Raw genomic sequence first — 15,982 nt, forward strand, 5'->3', positions numbered from 1 at the left:
CCCCAGGTCACGGCGAGTGAGTCCTGGGGTAATTCCGAGCCGCCTTCGGGATTCGAACCCGAGACCTACGCATTACGAGTGCGTTGCTCTGGCCATCTGAGCTAAGGCGGCGCGCTGCCCACACCTATGGTGCGATCAGCAACGCGGTAAGTCTACACAGTTTCGAGGGGTGCTCCGCACACCCCCGGAGGCCCTCGGGGAGTGCGCGTGCAACAGGGCTATGAGCAGCGCTTTCCCTCCTCCGGAGGGGTGCCCTGGAGGAGGTAGCGGTCGATCGCGGAGTCGATGCAGGCGCTGCCGCGGCCGTACGCGGTGTGCCCGTCTCCGACGTAGGTGAGGAGGGTCGCGGAGGAGAGCTGGGAGGCCAGTGACCGGGCCCACGGGTACGGGGTCGCCGGGTCGCGGGTGGTGCCGACGACGAGGATCGGGGCCGCGCCCTTCGCCTCGATGCGGTGCGGTTCCCCGGTGTTCTTCACGGGCCAGTAGGCGCAGTTCAGGGAGGCCCAGGCCAGCCCCTCGCCGAAGACGGGGGACGCCTTCTCGAACGACGGCAGCGCCTCCTCCACCTGGTCCGGCGTGGAGAACGCGGCCGGCAGGTCGAGACAGTTCACGGCGGCGTTGGCGAACATCAGGTTCGCGTACTTCCCGTCGGCGTCCCGCTCGTAGTAGCTGTCGGAGAGGGCGAGCAGGCCCGCGCCGTCCTTCTCCTTCATCGCCGAGGTGAGCGCCTCGCGCAGCTGCGGCCACGCCGACTCGTCGTACATCGCCGCGATCACCCCGGTCGTCGCGAGCGCCTCGCCGACCTTGCGGCCGTCCGCGTCGCCCGCCGCGATCGGTGTCTTGTCGAGTTGCTGGAAGAACGCCTTCAGGTTCCGGCCCACCTCGTCCGGGCCCGTACCCGCGTCGCCCAGCGGGCAGTCGCTGTGCCGGACACAGTCCTTCGCGAAGGACTGGAACGCCGTCTCGAACCCCGCCGTCTGCTCCTCGTTGAGCTTGCGCGCGGTCAGGGACGGGTCGAGCGCGCCGTCCAGCACCAGCCGGCCCACCCGCTCCGGGTAGAGCCCCGCGTACGTCGCCCCCAGGAACGTCCCGTAGGACGCCCCCACGTAGTTCAGCTTCCGGTCACCGAGGATCGCCCGCAGGATGTCCATGTCCCGGGCTGCCTCGACGGTGGAGACGTGCCGCAGCAGGTCGGGCGACCGCTCGCCGCAGCCCTCCGCGAACTTCTTGTACGCGGCGACCAGTTGGTCCGTCTCCCGGCGGTCGTCCGGCGTGCTGTCGGTCTGCGTGTACGTGTCCATCTCGGGGCCGGTGAGGCACTCGACCGGCTCGCTGCGGGCCACGCCGCGCGGGTCGACCGCGACCATGTCGTACCGGGCGCGGACGTCCGCCGGATACCCGATGCCGGCGTACGACTGGAGGTAGCCGATCGCCGAGCCGCCGGGACCGCCCGGGTTGACCAGGAGCGAACCGAGGCGCTTGCCCGGCCCCGTGGCCTTCTTGCGGGAGACCGCCAGCCGCACGTCACCGGCGTCCGGCTTCGCATAGTCGAGCGGCGCCTTCATCGTGGCGCACTCGAAGCCGGGGACACCGCAGCTGCGCCAGTTCAGCTTCTGCGCGTAGTACGGCGACAGCGCCGCCGGGGTGGCACGCGGCAGGGCGGTCAGCACCGCGTCCGTCCTGGCGGCCGTCGCCGTGGAACTCCCGGAGGAGCAGGCGGAGATGAGCAGCGCCGCGGCGGCCAGCAGCACGCCGCTCGCACGGAGGGGTCGGGTCGGCCGGAAGGTGCGCCTCAGGTACATCTCGCGAGCGTAACCGTGCGCGATCAATTGATCACCTTCAGTCGCCTGTGCGGCTCGTACGAGTGACTCGGTCAACCTGACATCCGATGCGGCGCCCCCGACCGGCGGTTCGGACGACGGACGCCCGCGCGGGAGAGGCCCGTGCTGCGTGGGCTGCTCGCCCGGCGCCTGGGCCCTGCCCGCAGGACGTCACGAGAGGAACCCGGGCCGCACGCGGGACCCGGCTCAGCCCGCCCGCAGCGCCATGGTCATCGCCTCCACCGCGAGCAGCGGGGCGACGTTGCGGTCGAGTGCCTCGCGGCACGCGGCGATCGCGTCGATGCGGCGCAGGGTCGACTCCGGCGAACTCCCGCGGGCCAGCCGCTCCAGTGTGTCCCCCGCCTCCGCGTTGGCGATCGCCAGGCGGGAGCCGAGCTGAAGCGCGAGTACGTCGCGGTAGAACATGGTGAGGTCGATGAGCGCCAGGTCGAGGCTGTCGCGCTGCGTACGCGTTCTTCGGCGCTTCTGCCGGTCCTCCAGCTCCTTCATGACGCCCGCCGTGCCCCGCGGCATCCGGCCGCCCTGTGACGCGCCGAGCGCCGTCTTCAGGTCCTCGGTCTCCTTGACGTCGACTTCCTCGGCGAGCTGCTTCGCGTCCTCCGAGGCCGTGTCGATCAGCTCCTGGGCCGCCTTGAGACAGCCGCCGACGTCGTCGATCCGCATCGGGAGCTTGAGGACCGCGGCCCGGCGCTGGCGGGCGCTCGGGTCGGTGGCGAGGCGACGGGCCCGCCCGATGTGCCCCTGCGTGGCGCGCGCGGCGACGGCCGCCACGTCGGGCTCGACGCCGTCACGTCGTACGAGGATGTCGGCGACCGCCTCGACCGGCGGCGTGCGCAGCGTGAGCAGCCGGCAGCGCGAGCGGATGGTGGGCAGCACGTCCTCGATGGACGGCGCGCACAGGAGCCAGACCGTACGGGGTGCGGGCTCCTCGACGGCCTTCAGCAGGACGTTGCCCGCGCCCTCGGTGAGACGGTCCGCGTCCTCCAGCACGATGACCTGCCAGCGCCCGACGGCCGGGGACAACTGCGCGCGCCGGACCAGCTCGCGGGTCTCCTTGACGCCGATGGAGAGCAGATCGGTGCGGACGATCTGCACGTCGGCGTGGGTGCCGACCAGGCTCGTGTGACAGCCGTCGCAGAATCCGCAGCCGGGGATTCCGCCGAGCGCGCGGTCGGGGCTGACGCACTGCAACGCGGCCGCGAAGGCGCGCGCCGCGGTGGAACGGCCCGAACCGGGCGGGCCGGTGAACAACCAGGCGTGCGTCATCTTGGACGCCTCGGGGACCGGGGTCCTCGCGGTGACGGCCGTGACGAGGGCGTCGGCGTCCCGGGCAGCGGCGGCGAGCTGCTCGCTCACCTTCTCCTGGCCCACCAGGTCGTCCCACACAGGCATGGGGCCCGCCCTTCCGTCGCGTTTTGTCGTGCGTCGTCCATTGTGCGGGTCCCCACCGACAATCGGCCCCGACGGTCCATCCTCGGCGCCCGAAGCCTGCCGCCCGCTCCCGCAAGTGCCGGTGCCGGGTGCCGGGTGCCTACGGGCTGCGAGGGTGCGGGCGACGGGTGCCGAAAGTGCCGGCAGGTCGGCGCCGGGCTCCGGAAGCCCCCGGTACCGACCTGCCCACCGAGCGCGGAGTGCCTACCGGCGGCGCCTGCCGCGTCCCTCGTCGCGGTCTTCGTCGTCGCGCGGGCCGAGCAGTTCGTCCGCCAGGGTCGGAAGGTCGTCGAGCGGGGTCTCCTCGGCCCAGTCGGAGCGGGGCCGACGGCGCGGGGCGCCCGTCTCGTCCACCTGGGGCAGTTCACGCGTGCGGTCGACGGAACCCTCGCGCTCCTGCTCCGGCGTCGACGCCGGACGCTCGTCGCGGAAGAAGCCCCGGGGCATCCGGTCGGCCGGAGCACCGGACGGCGCGTCGGCCGAAGCCTCCGCACCCCGGTCCCGTACCGGAGGAAGCACCGCTGTCTCGTCGGCCGCACCCGGGGCGGCGGGCGGGAGCACCGCGGTCTCGTCCGCCGCGCGGTCCGGCGTCGGCGGCTTCGGCAGTGTGGCCGTCTCCTCGACGTCGCGGCGCGGCTCCTTGCGGGACGTCGAGCGCGCCCCGGAGTCACCACGGTCGGTGCCACCCGCGTCCGGTCGTACCGCGGGCAGCACGGCCGTCTCGTCCGTCGGACGCGTGGCCGCCGGGTCGGGTACGACGGGCGTGGGCACGGTCGTCTCGTTGTCCGGCACCGGGGCCGGTGCGGTCCGCGAGGGCGCGGGCGCGGTCGGCCCGGACGCCGACGCGTTCGCGGTCTCGTCGGTCCGGCCGCTGTCGGCACCGGAACCGGCCCGCGTCGTGGCACCGGACTGCGCACCGGTCCCGAAGCCCGCTCCGGTCTTCGACGCCGCGGAACCGGCCGACGCCGCCGCGGCTGCCGAAGCGGCCGCCGCGTCCGCGGCGAGCTGCCGCGCCTGCTCGGCCCGCAGCAAGGCCTCTTCGGCCTTGCGCTGCTTCTCCAGGCGACGCTCCTCGGCCTCGGCGCGCAGGCGTGACTCCTCCTCGGCCTGCCGGCGCAGACGCTCCTGCTCGGCGGCGCGGGCCTGCTCCTCGGCCAGCTTGCGGACCCGCTCCTCCTCGGCGCGTCGGCGGGACTCCTCGGCACGCTGCCGGGCCTCCTCCGCCTGTCGCTCGGCCTCGCGGCGCTGCGCCTCCTCCAGCTCGCGCCGCTTGCGCTCCTCCTCGTCGGCGCGCAGCTTCGCGAGCTGTGCCTGCCGCTCGCGCTCCTGACGCTCCTCCTCGGCCTTGCGGGCGGCCTCGGCCTCGGCCTTGCGCCGGGCCTCCTCCTCGGCGGCCTTGCGCGCCTCCTCCTGTGCCTTCACCTCGGCCTCGGAGAGCGGCAGCATCATGTCGAGCCGGTGCCGGACGACCGTGGTGACGGCCTCCGGCTCCTGGGCGGCGTCGACCACCAGGTAGCGGCCCGGGTCGGCGGCGGCGAGCGTGAGGAAACCGGACCGCACGCGCGTGTGGAACTCCAGCGGCTCCGACTCCAGACGGTCGGGCGCCTCGGTGAACCGCTCGCGGGCGGCTTCCGGCGACACGTCCAGCAGCACCGTCAGGTGCGGGACGAGACCGTCGGTCGCCCACCGGTTGATCCGGGCGATCTCCGTCGGGGACAGGTCGCGTCCCGCGCCCTGGTAGGCGACGGAGGAGTCGATGTAGCGGTCGGAGATGACGACGGCGCCGCGCTCCAGCGCGGGACGCACCACCGTGTCGACGTGCTCCGCGCGGTCGGCCGCGTACAGCAGCGCCTCCGCGCGGTGCGAGAGTCCGGCGGACGACACGTCGAGAAGGATCGAGCGCAGCCGCTTGCCGACCGGCGTGGCGCCCGGCTCGCGGGTCACCACGACCTCGTGGCCCTTGCCGCGGATCCAGTCGGCGAGGGCCTGCGACTGCGTCGACTTGCCCGCTCCGTCGCCGCCCTCCAGGGCGATGAAGAAGCCGCTGGTGGTGGGCACCTGGTCCGGATCGTCGCCGCCGCGCAGCGCGTCCAGCAGGTCCTTGCGCAGCGGCACCCCGGAACGGTCGTCGACCTTCGCGAGCACCACGGCGGCGACGGGCAGCAGCAGCGCGCCGACCAGCATCAGGGTGAAGGCGGCACCGCCGTGCGCGAAGACGAACTTGCCGTTCTCCAGGCGGTGCGGGCCGATGGCGGCGGCCACCAGGGGCGCGACGATCGCGCCGGCCCCCACGAAGAGCCGTACGACGGCGTGCAGGTGCTCGGTGGTCCGGGCGCGCCGGAACTCCTCGGTCTCCTGATCGAGCAGGGCGTGCCCGGTGTTGGCGGCGATACCCGCGCCGACGCCCGCGAAGGCGACGATCAGCAGCACGGTGGTGACGTCCGGGACGAGCCCGGCGGCCAGCAGCGCGACGCCGGTGAAGGCGATCGCGAGGGCGAGCAGCCGGCGCCGCGACAGCGACGGGAGCAGCGAGGGCGCCGTACGGATACCGGCGACGACACCGCCGGTCAGGCCGAGCACCAGCAGTCCGTAGGTGACCGGTCCGCCGCCGAGGTCCTTGGCCTCCAGGACGGCGACGGCGACGGCGGCCGAGATGGCTCCGGCGACCGCCGCGCAGGCCGGCACCAGGAGCGGGATCGCGCCGGTGCGGCCCTTGTCGACGCCGGTGCCGGTCTTCGGGCGGCGCAGTCCTTCGAGCGGCGAGCGCGCGCGGGGGGTGCGGGCGTCGGGCAGTTCGAGGAAGGTGACGACGGACAGGCAGGCCGCGAAGAGTCCGGCCGCGACGTACGAGGCGAGGGCGGCCTGGTGCTGGTCGAACCAGTCGATCCCGGCACCCAGCAGGTTGCTGACGAGGGAGACGACGACCAGGGCGGCGGCCGCGACGGGCACCGAGACGAACGCCGTACGCAGCGAGAGCCGTCGCAGCGCGTCCATGTGGTCGGGCAGCGGGCGCACCGTGGCGCCCTCCAGCGGCGGCGCGGGCAGCAGCGCGGGTGCCGCACCCTCCCGGCTCACCGACCAGAACCGCTCCGCGACTCCGGCCACGAAGGCGATGACGAGGAGAACGGCGAGGGCGTTGTCCGGGGTCCAGTCGATCCACATCGGCGCGACGATGAGGAGCCCGGCCCGCAGACCGTCCGCTCCCAGCATGGTCCAGCGCCGGTCGAGGAGACCGTCCGGCGAGGTCAGAGTGGTCAGGGGGCCCAGGAGTACGGCTCCGAAGAGCAGCGTCGCGAGGACGCGTGCCCCGAAGACTGCCGCCACGGCGAGGGCCGCCCCGCGGTAGCCACCGCCGAAGGAGCCCTCGGAGATCGCCGCCTGAAGGGCGAGGACGACCAGGACGAGCAGGGCGAGCGCGTCCGCGACACCTCCCACAAGGTGTGCGCTCCACAACCGCTTCAACTGCGGTTGGCGCAACAGCGCGCGCACGGCGCGCTCGCGTGAATCCGCGACCAGGGCGTCGTCGGGGGCCGGATTGTGGGCCGTTGGCTGCTCGGCTCGCGTCATCCCGCCAGCCTATCCGGACCCACTGACTCCCCGAAGGGGTGCCCGAACATACGGACGCCCCCGCACCTTTCAGTACGGGGGCGCACATGCTCTGACGTGGGCCGGAGGCCTGTGAACACCACCGGATCGCGGAAAGTTCACGGGCCCCGGAGCCCAACTTCGTCGCTCCGGCGGCGGGACCCGCCGGGTCGGCCGACCGAGCCGGCCGCACCCTCCGGACGTTTCCGGATTCGGCTGGTTTTCACCGGTCTCGGGCGAGTTCGGCCGAGTCGGCCGGCCTCGGACCGAGGCCGGCTCAGCCTTCGGAGGCCGCCGTCTTCTTCGCGGCGGTCTTCTTGGCGGGCGCCTTCTTGGCGGCCGTCTTGGCCGTCGTCGTCTTCGCGGCCGTCTTCTTGGCCGGTGCCTTCTTGGCGGTCGCCTTCTTGGCAGGCGCCTTCTTCGCGGTCTTCTTGGCCGGGCCCTTGGCGCGCTTCTCGGCGAGCAGCTCGTAGCCGCGCTCCGGAGTGATGTCCTCGACACTGTCGTCGGACCGCAGGGTCGCGTTCGTCTCGCCGTCGGTCACGTACGGGCCGAAACGGCCGTCCTTGACCACGACGGGCTTCTGGCTGACCGGGTCCTCGCCCAGCTCCTTGAGCGGCGGCTTGGCGGCCGCGCGGCCCCGCTGCTTGGGCTGGGAGTAGATCTCCAGCGCCTCTTCCAGCGTGATGGTGAAGAGCTGGTCCTCGGCCGTGAGCGACCGCGAGTCCGTGCCCTTCTTCAGGTACGGGCCGTACCGGCCGTTCTGCGCGGTGATCTCGACACCCTCGGCGTCCTTGCCGACGACGCGCGGCAGGGACATCAGCTTGAGGGCGTCCTCCAGCGTCACGGTGTCGAGCGCCATCGACTTGAACAGCGAGGCCGTCCGCGGCTTCACGGCGTTCTTGCCCGTCTTCGGGGTGCCCTCGGGGAGCACCTCGGTGACGTACGGGCCGTAGCGGCCGTCCCTGGCGATGATCTGGTGGCCCGACTGCGGGTCGGCGCCCAGCTCGAAGTCGCCGCTCGGCTTGGCGAGCAGCTCCTCGGCGAGCTCGATGGTCAGCTCGTCCGGTGCCAGGTCCTCCGGCACGTCGGCGCGCTGGTGGTTCTCAGAGTCCTTCTCGCCACGCTCGACGTACGGGCCGTAGCGGCCGACGCGGAGCACCACGTCGTTGCCGACCGGGAAGGACGACACCTCGCGGGCGTCGATGGCGCCCAGGTCGGTGACGAGCTCCTTGAGGCCGCCCAGGTGGTCGCCGTCGCCGTTGCCGGCCTCGGCGGCACCGCTCGCGTCGCCCTCGCCGAAGTAGAACCGCCTCAGCCACGGCACGGCCTTCGCCTCGCCCCGCGCGATGCGGTCGAGGTCGTCCTCCATCTTGGCCGTGAAGTCGTAGTCGACGAGCCGCCCGAAGTGCTTCTCCAGGAGGTTGACCACCGCGAACGACAGGAAGGACGGCACCAGGGCCGTGCCCTTCTTGAAGACGTAACCACGGTCGAGGATCGTGCCGATGATCGACGCGTACGTCGACGGGCGACCGATCTCGCGCTCTTCGAGCTCCTTGACCAGCGAGGCCTCGGTGTAGCGGGCCGGCGGCTTGGTGGCGTGGCCGTCGACCGTGATCTCCTCGGCGGACAGCGGATCGCCCTCGCCGACCTGCGGGAGGCGGCGCTCACGGTCGTCGAGCTCGGCGTTCGGGTCGTCCGCGCCCTCGACGTACGCCTTGAGGAAGCCGTGGAAGGTGATCGTCTTGCCGGACGCGCTGAACTCGGCGTCCCGGCCGTCGGAGGACGCGCCCGCGATCTTCACGGTGACGGAGTTGCCGACCGCGTCCTTCATCTGCGAGGCGACGGTCCGCTTCCAGATCAGCTCGTACAGCTTGAACTGGTCGCCGGTCAGACCCGTCTCGGCCGGGGTGCGGAAACGATCACCCGAGGGACGGATCGCCTCGTGCGCCTCCTGCGCGTTCTTGACCTTCCCGGCGTACGTGCGCGGCTGGGCCGGCAGGTAGTCGGCGCCGTACAGCTGCGTGACCTGGGCGCGGGCGGCGCCGATCGCCGTGTCGGACAGGGTCGTGGAGTCCGTACGCATATAGGTGATGAAGCCGTTCTCGTACAGCTTCTGGGCCACCTGCATGGTCGCCTTCGCACCGAAGCCCAGCTTGCGCGAGGCCTCCTGCTGCAGCGTCGTCGTACGGAACGGCGCGTAGGGCGAGCGGCGGTACGGCTTCGACTCGACCGAGCGGACCGCGAAGTTCGTGTCCCGGAGGGCGGCGGCGAGCGCGCGGGCGTTCGTCTCGTCCAGGTGGAGCGTGTTCGCGCCCTTGATCTGGCCGAGCGAGTCGAAGTCGCGGCCCTGGGCGACGCGCTTGCCGTCGACCGCGGTCAGACGGGCGACCAGATTGGACGGGTCGCTCGCGTCCCCGGCACGGCCGGTGCCGAAGGTGCCGGTCAGGTCCCAGTACTCGGCGGAACGGAAGGCGATGCGCTCGCGCTCCCGCTCGACGACGAGCCGGGTCGCCACGGACTGCACACGGCCGGCCGACAGGCGCGGCATGACCTTCTTCCACAGGACCGGCGAGACCTCGTAGCCGTAGAGGCGGTCGAGGATGCGGCGGGTCTCCTGGGCGTCGACCATGCGCTTGTTGAGCTCGCGCGGGTTGGCGACGGCGCTGCGGATCGCGTCCTTGGTGATCTCGTGGAAGACCATCCGGTGGACGGGAACCTTGGGCTTCAGGACCTCCAGGAGGTGCCACGCGATGGCTTCGCCCTCGCGGTCCTCATCGGTGGCGAGGAAGAGTTCGTCGGAGTCCTTCAGCAGGTCCTTGAGCTTCTTGACCTGGGCCTTCTTGTCGGCGTTGACCACGTAGATCGGCTGGAAGTCGTTCTCTACGTCGACGCCGAGGCGGCGGACCTCACCCGTGTACTTCTCGGGCACCTCCGCGGCGCCGTTGGGGAGGTCGCGGATGTGCCCGACGCTCGCTTCGACGACATAGCCGGGGCCGAGATAGCCCTTGATCGTCTTCGCCTTGGCAGGCGACTCGACGATGACGAGTCGGCGGCCGCCGTGTGCGGTGTCGCTGGTCGGGGACAACTTCGCTCTTCTCTCCGGTCGACGCGGTGCTCCCCGGGGGCTCGGCTCCCGGGGGGTCGGGTCATGCTGACGCTGCGGAGTGTGACGGTACATCCCGCCCCCGTGTCAAACGGGAAAAGCCCGCAACGGCCACTCGAACGGTAACCCGACTACCGCCATTCCTGCCGCCCGGAGTGCCGACCAGCTCTTTCGGGCCCATCCGGAGCGTAACTTCCCAGTTACCGAAGTCGCGATCCTCACGCGCGTTGTCCCTCGCGCGTGAGGGGTTCCCTCAGAGGCGGATGAAGCACCATATTCCGACCACGAGCGCCACCGCTCCGGCGAGCGCCGCGAGGGTCGCCGATGCGACGCGGTTCACACCGTGGGCCACCGGCTCGCCCTGCCGCAGCCTGATCCCGGTCCAGGCCAGCAGCCCGCCCCCGAACAGGGCGAACACCACCCCCGTGAAGATCGTCGGTCCGCTTTCCATGGATCTGCCCCTCCGCCCCGAGCCCCGGACTCGGGAGGCTGACACGCCCCGGCGACGCAGGTACGAACTCACGGTGAACGCAGGGCGACCGCCGTCCCGTGCCGGGCTCGACCACGCCCGTACCGAGCCTCGCCCACGCCCCGTGCGGTCCTCGACCGAGCCTCGCCACGCCCGGGCGTGAGCCCCGCCACCCGTAAGCCCGTCGCCCGTCGCAGGCCGTAGTACCCGGCGTGGCGACCGACCGGCTGACCGCCGCTCGGCACCCGCGGGCTCGGCCCACCCGCACCAACCGACCCCGCGGAGGTTGGCCGGTTCCACGCCCCGGGCGGCCGGGCGCGGCCGCCCCGCCAGGTCCGGAACGTTCGCCCGTACCGCTTCCCCGCTACTCGACCGGCTCCAGGAACCCCTGCTCCACCAGCAGCCGGATCTGTGCGGGCGTCCGGTCGCGCAGCAACACCGGATCCTCGTCGACCAGTTGAGCGATGGCGTCGAGGATCCGACCGGCGCTCAGCGTGCCGTCGCACACACCGGCGAAGCCCGCGCCGACCGTGTCCACCTTGGTGGCTCTGCGCATCCCGCGGTGCTGACGCAGCACCACATGCTCCGGGTCTTCGGCGCCGGGCAGCCCGACCTGCTCCTGCACGACCTCCGTCACCAGCCTGAAGTGCCCGGCGAGCAGGCCCGCGTCGTCGTGCGCCCGCAGATAGTCGACCCGTTCGAAGTGCGCGCGCACGGTCTCACCGAGCGGCTGCTCCACCGAGTGCGGCCATTCCTCGACGGTGATCGACGGCTCGGCGGCGGACGCCCTGCGCAGGGTGATCCAGCCGAAGCCGACGGCCTTCACCTTGCGCGCCTCGAACTCGTCGAGCCACGCGTCGTAGAGCGCCTGGTACTCCGCCGGGTCGGAACGATGGTCTCCGGCGTCGCGCAGCCACAACTCCGCGTACTGCGTGACGTCCTGGACCTCCCGCTGCACGATCCACGCGTCACAGCCACGCGGCACCCAGGAGCGCAGCCGGTCCTGCCAGTCCTCGCCCTCCAGGTGCTGCCAGTTGGCCAGGAACTGGGCGTATCCCCCTTCGTTCAGCCGGTCCCCCGCCTGCTGAACGAGCGTGCGGCACAGATCGTCCCCGGCCATGCCGCCGTCGCGGTACGTGAGGCGGGCGCCGGGCGAGATGACGAAGGGCGGGTTCGACACGATCAGGTCGTACGTCTCGTCGGCGTGGACCGGCTCGAAGAGCGAGCCCTCGCGCAGGTCGGCCGCGGGCGCGCCGGAGAGGGCGAGGGTCAGCGCGGTGATGTGCAGGGCACGGGGGTTCAGGTCGGTCGCCGTCACGCGTGTGGCGTGCTGCGCTACGTGCAGGGCCTGGATCCCGGAGCCGGTGCCGAGGTCGAGCGCGGAGTCGACGGGTGTGCGGACGGTGATGCCCGCCAGCGTCGTGGAGGCGCCGCCCACACCGAGGACGACACCTTCCTCCCGGCTGCCGATGCCACCGGCGCCACCGACGGCGCACCCGAGGTCGGACACGATGAACCAGTCCTCGCCGTCGAGTCCGCCGTACGGGCGGATGTCGACGGTCGCCGCCACCTCATCCGCGCCGGCCGGGGTCAGCCAGCCGCTCTCCAGGGCGTCGTCGACGGGCAGGACGCCGGCCACTCGCGCGCGGGGCACGGGCTGCTGGAGCAGGAACAGCCGGACGAGTGTCTCCAGCGGTGTGTCGCCCCGGGTCGCCCGGAGGGCGGGCACGGTCTCGCTGCGCGCCAGCGCCGCGTAGGCGGGGGCGCCGAGCAGGTCGAGGAGTCCGTCGGCGGTGAAGGCGGCGCCGAGCAGGGCGCTCCGGAGCCGGGCGGCGACGTCGGCGCGGTCGGACGAGGGCAAGGGTGACAGGCTGCTGTGACTCACGCCTCCATTGTGTCCGCTGTCGTCCGCGGGCACCCACACCTGTGGACAGAGCGCTGCCGGCGCCTGTGGACAACCCGGCCGGGCCCTCCGGCCGAAGGCGGGACCGAAGGCGCCACCGAACGCGGCACGCCGAGAGCACCGGGCTCTCGGCGTGTCGGCGCGCGGAAGGCGTCCGCCGTACGGGGTCGGGCGAGGTCAGTCCCTGGTGGCCACCGGGATTCCGAGGCTCATCAGGTCGACCGCGGCCGGCTCAGCCCTTGGTGGCCGCCGGGCTTCCCGAGGCGGTCTTGCAGCTCTCCTGCTGGGACATCGCCTTGCCCACGTCGCCCTCCTCCAGCTTCTTCAGCGCGTCGTTCCCGCTCTGGCTCAGCTTGTCGAGCTGGGTGGCGACGTCCTTGAGACCGTCGGCGAACTTGGCCTGGTCCTTGGTGTCGAGCTTGTCGACCTGCTTCTTCAGGTCGGCGTACGACGTGGAGATGCCCTTGAGTTCCTTGACCGCGTTGGTCTGCTTCGTCTTGCCGTCGTCGACGTCCGGCGGTCCCGCGTTGTCGACCGCGGTACCGATCGCCTCGTAGGCGTCGGACATGTCCTGGAAGGCCTTTGCGTCCGTCTTCTGGACGGCTTCCGGCGTGCTGTTGTCCGAGGTCTGCTTCTGGATCGCGGCGTTCGCGTCCTCGATCTTCTGTGCCTGCGGCTTCACCGCGTCACAGACCTGCTTGGCCCAGGAGTCCAGCTTGTCGTTGCCGTCGTCGCTGCTGCATCCGGACAGCGCGAGTACCAGTACCGCACCGCCGGACAGTGCGGCCGCGAGCTTCTTGTTCACCGGTTTGGTCCCTTCCATGGCTCTCGGCCCCGGAACATACACGCCAAGTGGGCGACACCAGCACGCCGAATGTCCGCTAAGACACTTATTGAAGCCATTTGCACCAAGCGAGAGAAGGCTCACGGCCGCGAAGTGAACACACACAGGGCGGGCGTGCGACGTGTCAACACACGCCGTACGCCCGCCCGTTGACCTCGCCCCGACCAGGCACTCGAGCCCGTGCCCTGTCGGGGGCGCGTCCGTGAGCTACGAAACCGCCGCCGGATCCGCCGACTTGGCGACCCCGTCGGTGTCGTCCTCCTCGTCCCCCATGGCGATCCCGCGCCGCTTGGAGATGTAGACGGAGCCCGCGATCACGAGGAAGGCGAGGATCGCGATGAACACCCGTACGCCGACGCTCTTGTCGTCGCCGTACGAGAACTTGACGATGGCCGGAGCGATCAGCAGCGACACCAGGTTCATGACCTTCAGCAACGGGTTGATCGCCGGACCCGCCGTGTCCTTGAAGGGGTCACCGACCGTGTCGCCGATCACCGTGGCGGCGTGGGCCTCGCTGCCCTTGCCGCCGTGGTGCCCGTCCTCGACGAGCTTCTTGGCGTTGTCCCAGGCCCCGCCGGAGTTGGCGAGGAAGACGGCCATGAGCGTGCCGGTGCCGATCGCGCCCGCGAGGAACGAGCCGAGCGCCCCGACGCCGAGCGTGAACCCGATGGCGATCGGCGTGAGTACCGCGAGCAGACCTGGGGTGGCCAGTTCGCGCAGCGCGTCCTTGGTGCAGATGTCGACGACGCGCCCGTACTCGGGCTTCTCGCTGTAGTCCATGATCCCGGGGTGCTCGCGGAACTGCCGTCGCACCTCGTAGACCACGGCGCCCGCCGACCGCGACACCGCGTTGATCGCCAGCCCCGAGAAGAGGAAGACGACCGCGGCGCCGGCGATGAGACCCACCAGGTTGTTGGGCTGCGAGATGTCCATCATCAGGTTCATCGGCGCGCCCGGTCCGGAGACCTTCTCGCCCACGTCGCTCGCCGCCGTGGTGATCGCGTCACGGTACGAGCCGAAGAGGGCCGAGGCGGCGAGGACCGCGGTGGCGATGGCGATGCCCTTGGTGATGGCCTTGGTGGTGTTGCCGACGGCGTCCAGGTCGGTGAGCACCTGCGCGCCCGCTCCCTCGACGTCGCCGGACATCTCGGCGATGCCCTGCGCGTTGTCGGAGACCGGCCCGAAGGTGTCCATCGCGACGATGACGCCGACGGTGGTCAGCAGACCGGTTCCGGCGAGCGCGACCGCGAACAGCGCCAGCATGATCGACGTACCACCGAGCAGGAACGCGCCGTAGACGCCGAGCCCGATCAACAGGGCGGTGTAGACCGCCGATTCGAGACCGATGGAGATGCCGGCGAGGACGACGGTGGCCGCGCCGGTCAGGGAACTCTTGCCGATGTCCCGGACGGGACGGCGGCTGGTCTCGGTGAAGTAGCCGGTCAACTGCTGGATCAGCGCGGCCAGCACGATGCCGATCGCGACGGCGATGACCGCGAGGACGCGCGGATCACCGCCCTTGGCCTTGATCGCCGCGTCCGTGACCCCGTCCAGCTCGCCGTAGGAGCCGGGCAGATAGACGTAGACGGCCAAGGCGACCAGCACCAGTGAGATCACCGCGGAGATGAAGAACCCACGGTTGATCGCGGACATGCCGCTGCGGTCCGAGCGGCGGGGCGCCACCGCGAAGATGCCGACCATCGCGGTGAGGACGCCGATCGCGGGCACGATCAGCGGGAACGCGAGCCCGGCGTCACCGAACGCGACCTTGCCGAGGATCAGCGCGGCGACGAGCGTGACGGCGTACGACTCGAAGAGGTCGGCGGCCATACCGGCGCAGTCGCCGACGTTGTCGCCCACGTTGTCCGCGATGGTCGCGGCATTACGGGGGTCGTCCTCCGGAATGCCCTGCTCGACCTTGCCGACCAGGTCGGCGCCGACGTCGGCGGCCTTGGTGAAGATGCCGCCGCCGACACGCATGAACATGGCGATCAGTGCCGCACCGAGACCGAAGCCCTCCAGGACCTTCGGCGCGTCGGCCGCGTACACGAGCACCACACAGGAGGCGCCCAGCAGACCGAGCCCCACCGTGAACATGCCGACGACGCCACCGGTACGGAAAGCGATCTTCATGGCTTTGTGCGAGACCGCGGTGAGATCCTTTTCGGGCTCACCCTCTGCCGGGGTCGCTTCTCGCGCGGCGGCGGCCACGCGGACATTGCTCCGAACGGCGAGCCACATACCGATATAGCCGGTGGTCGCCGAGAACGCCGCGCCGATCAGGAAGAAGATCGATCGCCCGGCGCGCTGATTCCAGTCGTCCGCGGGAAGCAGCATGAGCAGGAAGAACACCACGGCGGCGAATACGCCGAGCGTGCGCATCTGGCGTCCCAGGTAGGCATTGGCACCCTCCTGGATCGCCTTCGCGATCTCCTTCATGCTGTCGGTTCCCTCGCCGGCCGCGAGAACCTGGCGCACCAGGATCCCGGCGACCACGAGCGCCGCCAGCGCGACGACGGCGATGACCACCACGATGAGGCGGTTTCCGTCCGTCAGTACGGCGGCTGCGAGGGTTGTGGGGTGGTCAAACTGCTGAGGGGTAGAAAGCCCCGCCATTCGTCCTCCTTGACGCTTGGGCTGAGCTCAAGATGTGGACGGATTGTAGGTACCGGAACCTGATCAAAACAGTGTGCGGTAAGCGGAATTAATCTTCACGTACTCTTCAGCAAATGATCGTCGGGCGCCACAGGACCCGAATGCAGTAATGCCCCTGAGCCATTCGCGCGTGATCCAGATATCACGC

The 15,982-nt window shown here is 71.3% G+C and carries 8 protein-coding genes and 1 tRNA gene; all 9 read right to left on the minus strand.

What is annotated here, in order from left to right; all coding sequences use genetic code 11:
• Positions 1-37: 37 nt before the first annotated feature.
• Positions 38-111 (minus strand) — tRNA-Thr (locus AB0C62_RS00275).
• A gap of 107 nt (positions 112-218) precedes the next feature.
• The gene (locus AB0C62_RS00280; RefSeq protein WP_362968806.1) at positions 219-1,802 is read right to left on the minus strand and encodes an alpha/beta hydrolase; all 1,584 of its coding nucleotides are present in this window, start codon (positions 1,800-1,802) and stop codon (positions 219-221) included.
• 225 nt (positions 1,803-2,027) lie between these two features.
• On the minus strand, positions 2,028-3,233 hold the full coding sequence (locus AB0C62_RS00285) for a DNA polymerase III subunit delta' (protein ID WP_362968808.1): 1,206 nt from the start codon (positions 3,231-3,233) through the stop codon (positions 2,028-2,030).
• Between the two features lie 243 nt (positions 3,234-3,476).
• Positions 3,477-6,839 carry a dTMP kinase gene (gene tmk, locus AB0C62_RS00290; RefSeq protein ID WP_362968810.1) on the minus strand — a complete coding sequence of 1,121 codons (3,363 nt, stop codon included), beginning with the start codon at positions 6,837-6,839 and terminating at the stop codon, positions 3,477-3,479.
• A gap of 295 nt (positions 6,840-7,134) precedes the next feature.
• Positions 7,135-9,945, minus strand: a complete 2,811-nt coding sequence (gene topA / locus AB0C62_RS00295) for a type I DNA topoisomerase (protein WP_362968812.1) — start codon at positions 9,943-9,945, stop codon at positions 7,135-7,137.
• A gap of 271 nt (positions 9,946-10,216) precedes the next feature.
• Entirely contained in the window at positions 10,217-10,414 is a 198-nt protein-coding gene (locus tag AB0C62_RS00300) for a hypothetical protein (protein WP_362968814.1), read from the minus strand.
• 382 nt (positions 10,415-10,796) lie between these two features.
• Positions 10,797-12,317, minus strand: a complete 1,521-nt coding sequence (locus AB0C62_RS00305; RefSeq protein ID WP_362968816.1) for a class I SAM-dependent methyltransferase — start codon at positions 12,315-12,317, stop codon at positions 10,797-10,799.
• Between the two features lie 250 nt (positions 12,318-12,567).
• The gene (locus tag AB0C62_RS00310) at positions 12,568-13,158 is read right to left on the minus strand and encodes a small secreted protein (RefSeq protein ID WP_362968818.1); all 591 of its coding nucleotides are present in this window, start codon (positions 13,156-13,158) and stop codon (positions 12,568-12,570) included.
• A gap of 228 nt (positions 13,159-13,386) precedes the next feature.
• Positions 13,387-15,795, minus strand: a complete 2,409-nt coding sequence (locus tag AB0C62_RS00315) for a sodium-translocating pyrophosphatase (protein WP_362968820.1) — start codon at positions 15,793-15,795, stop codon at positions 13,387-13,389.
• Positions 15,796-15,982 lie beyond the last annotated feature (187 nt).

Source organism: Streptomyces sp. NPDC048643 (assembly GCF_040650615.1).
In the GTDB taxonomy this organism is placed as follows: Bacteria; Actinomycetota; Actinomycetes; order Streptomycetales; family Streptomycetaceae; genus Streptomyces.

What these genes read in the sequence shown, in the direction of transcription:
- AB0C62_RS00280 (WP_362968806.1), bottom strand. Translation starts at nt 1,802, where the DNA reads ATGTACCTGAGGCGCACCTTCCGGCCGACCCGACCCCTCCGTGCGAGC.
- AB0C62_RS00285 (WP_362968808.1), bottom strand. Translation starts at nt 3,233, where the DNA reads ATGCCTGTGTGGGACGACCTGGTGGGCCAGGAGAAGGTGAGCGAGCAG.
- tmk (WP_362968810.1), bottom strand. Translation starts at nt 6,839, where the DNA reads ATGACGCGAGCCGAGCAGCCAACGGCCCACAATCCGGCCCCCGACGAC.
- AB0C62_RS00300 (WP_362968814.1), bottom strand. Translation starts at nt 10,414, where the DNA reads ATGGAAAGCGGACCGACGATCTTCACGGGGGTGGTGTTCGCCCTGTTC.
- AB0C62_RS00310 (WP_362968818.1), bottom strand. Translation starts at nt 13,158, where the DNA reads ATGGAAGGGACCAAACCGGTGAACAAGAAGCTCGCGGCCGCACTGTCC.
- AB0C62_RS00315 (WP_362968820.1), bottom strand. Translation starts at nt 15,795, where the DNA reads ATGGCGGGGCTTTCTACCCCTCAGCAGTTTGACCACCCCACAACCCTC.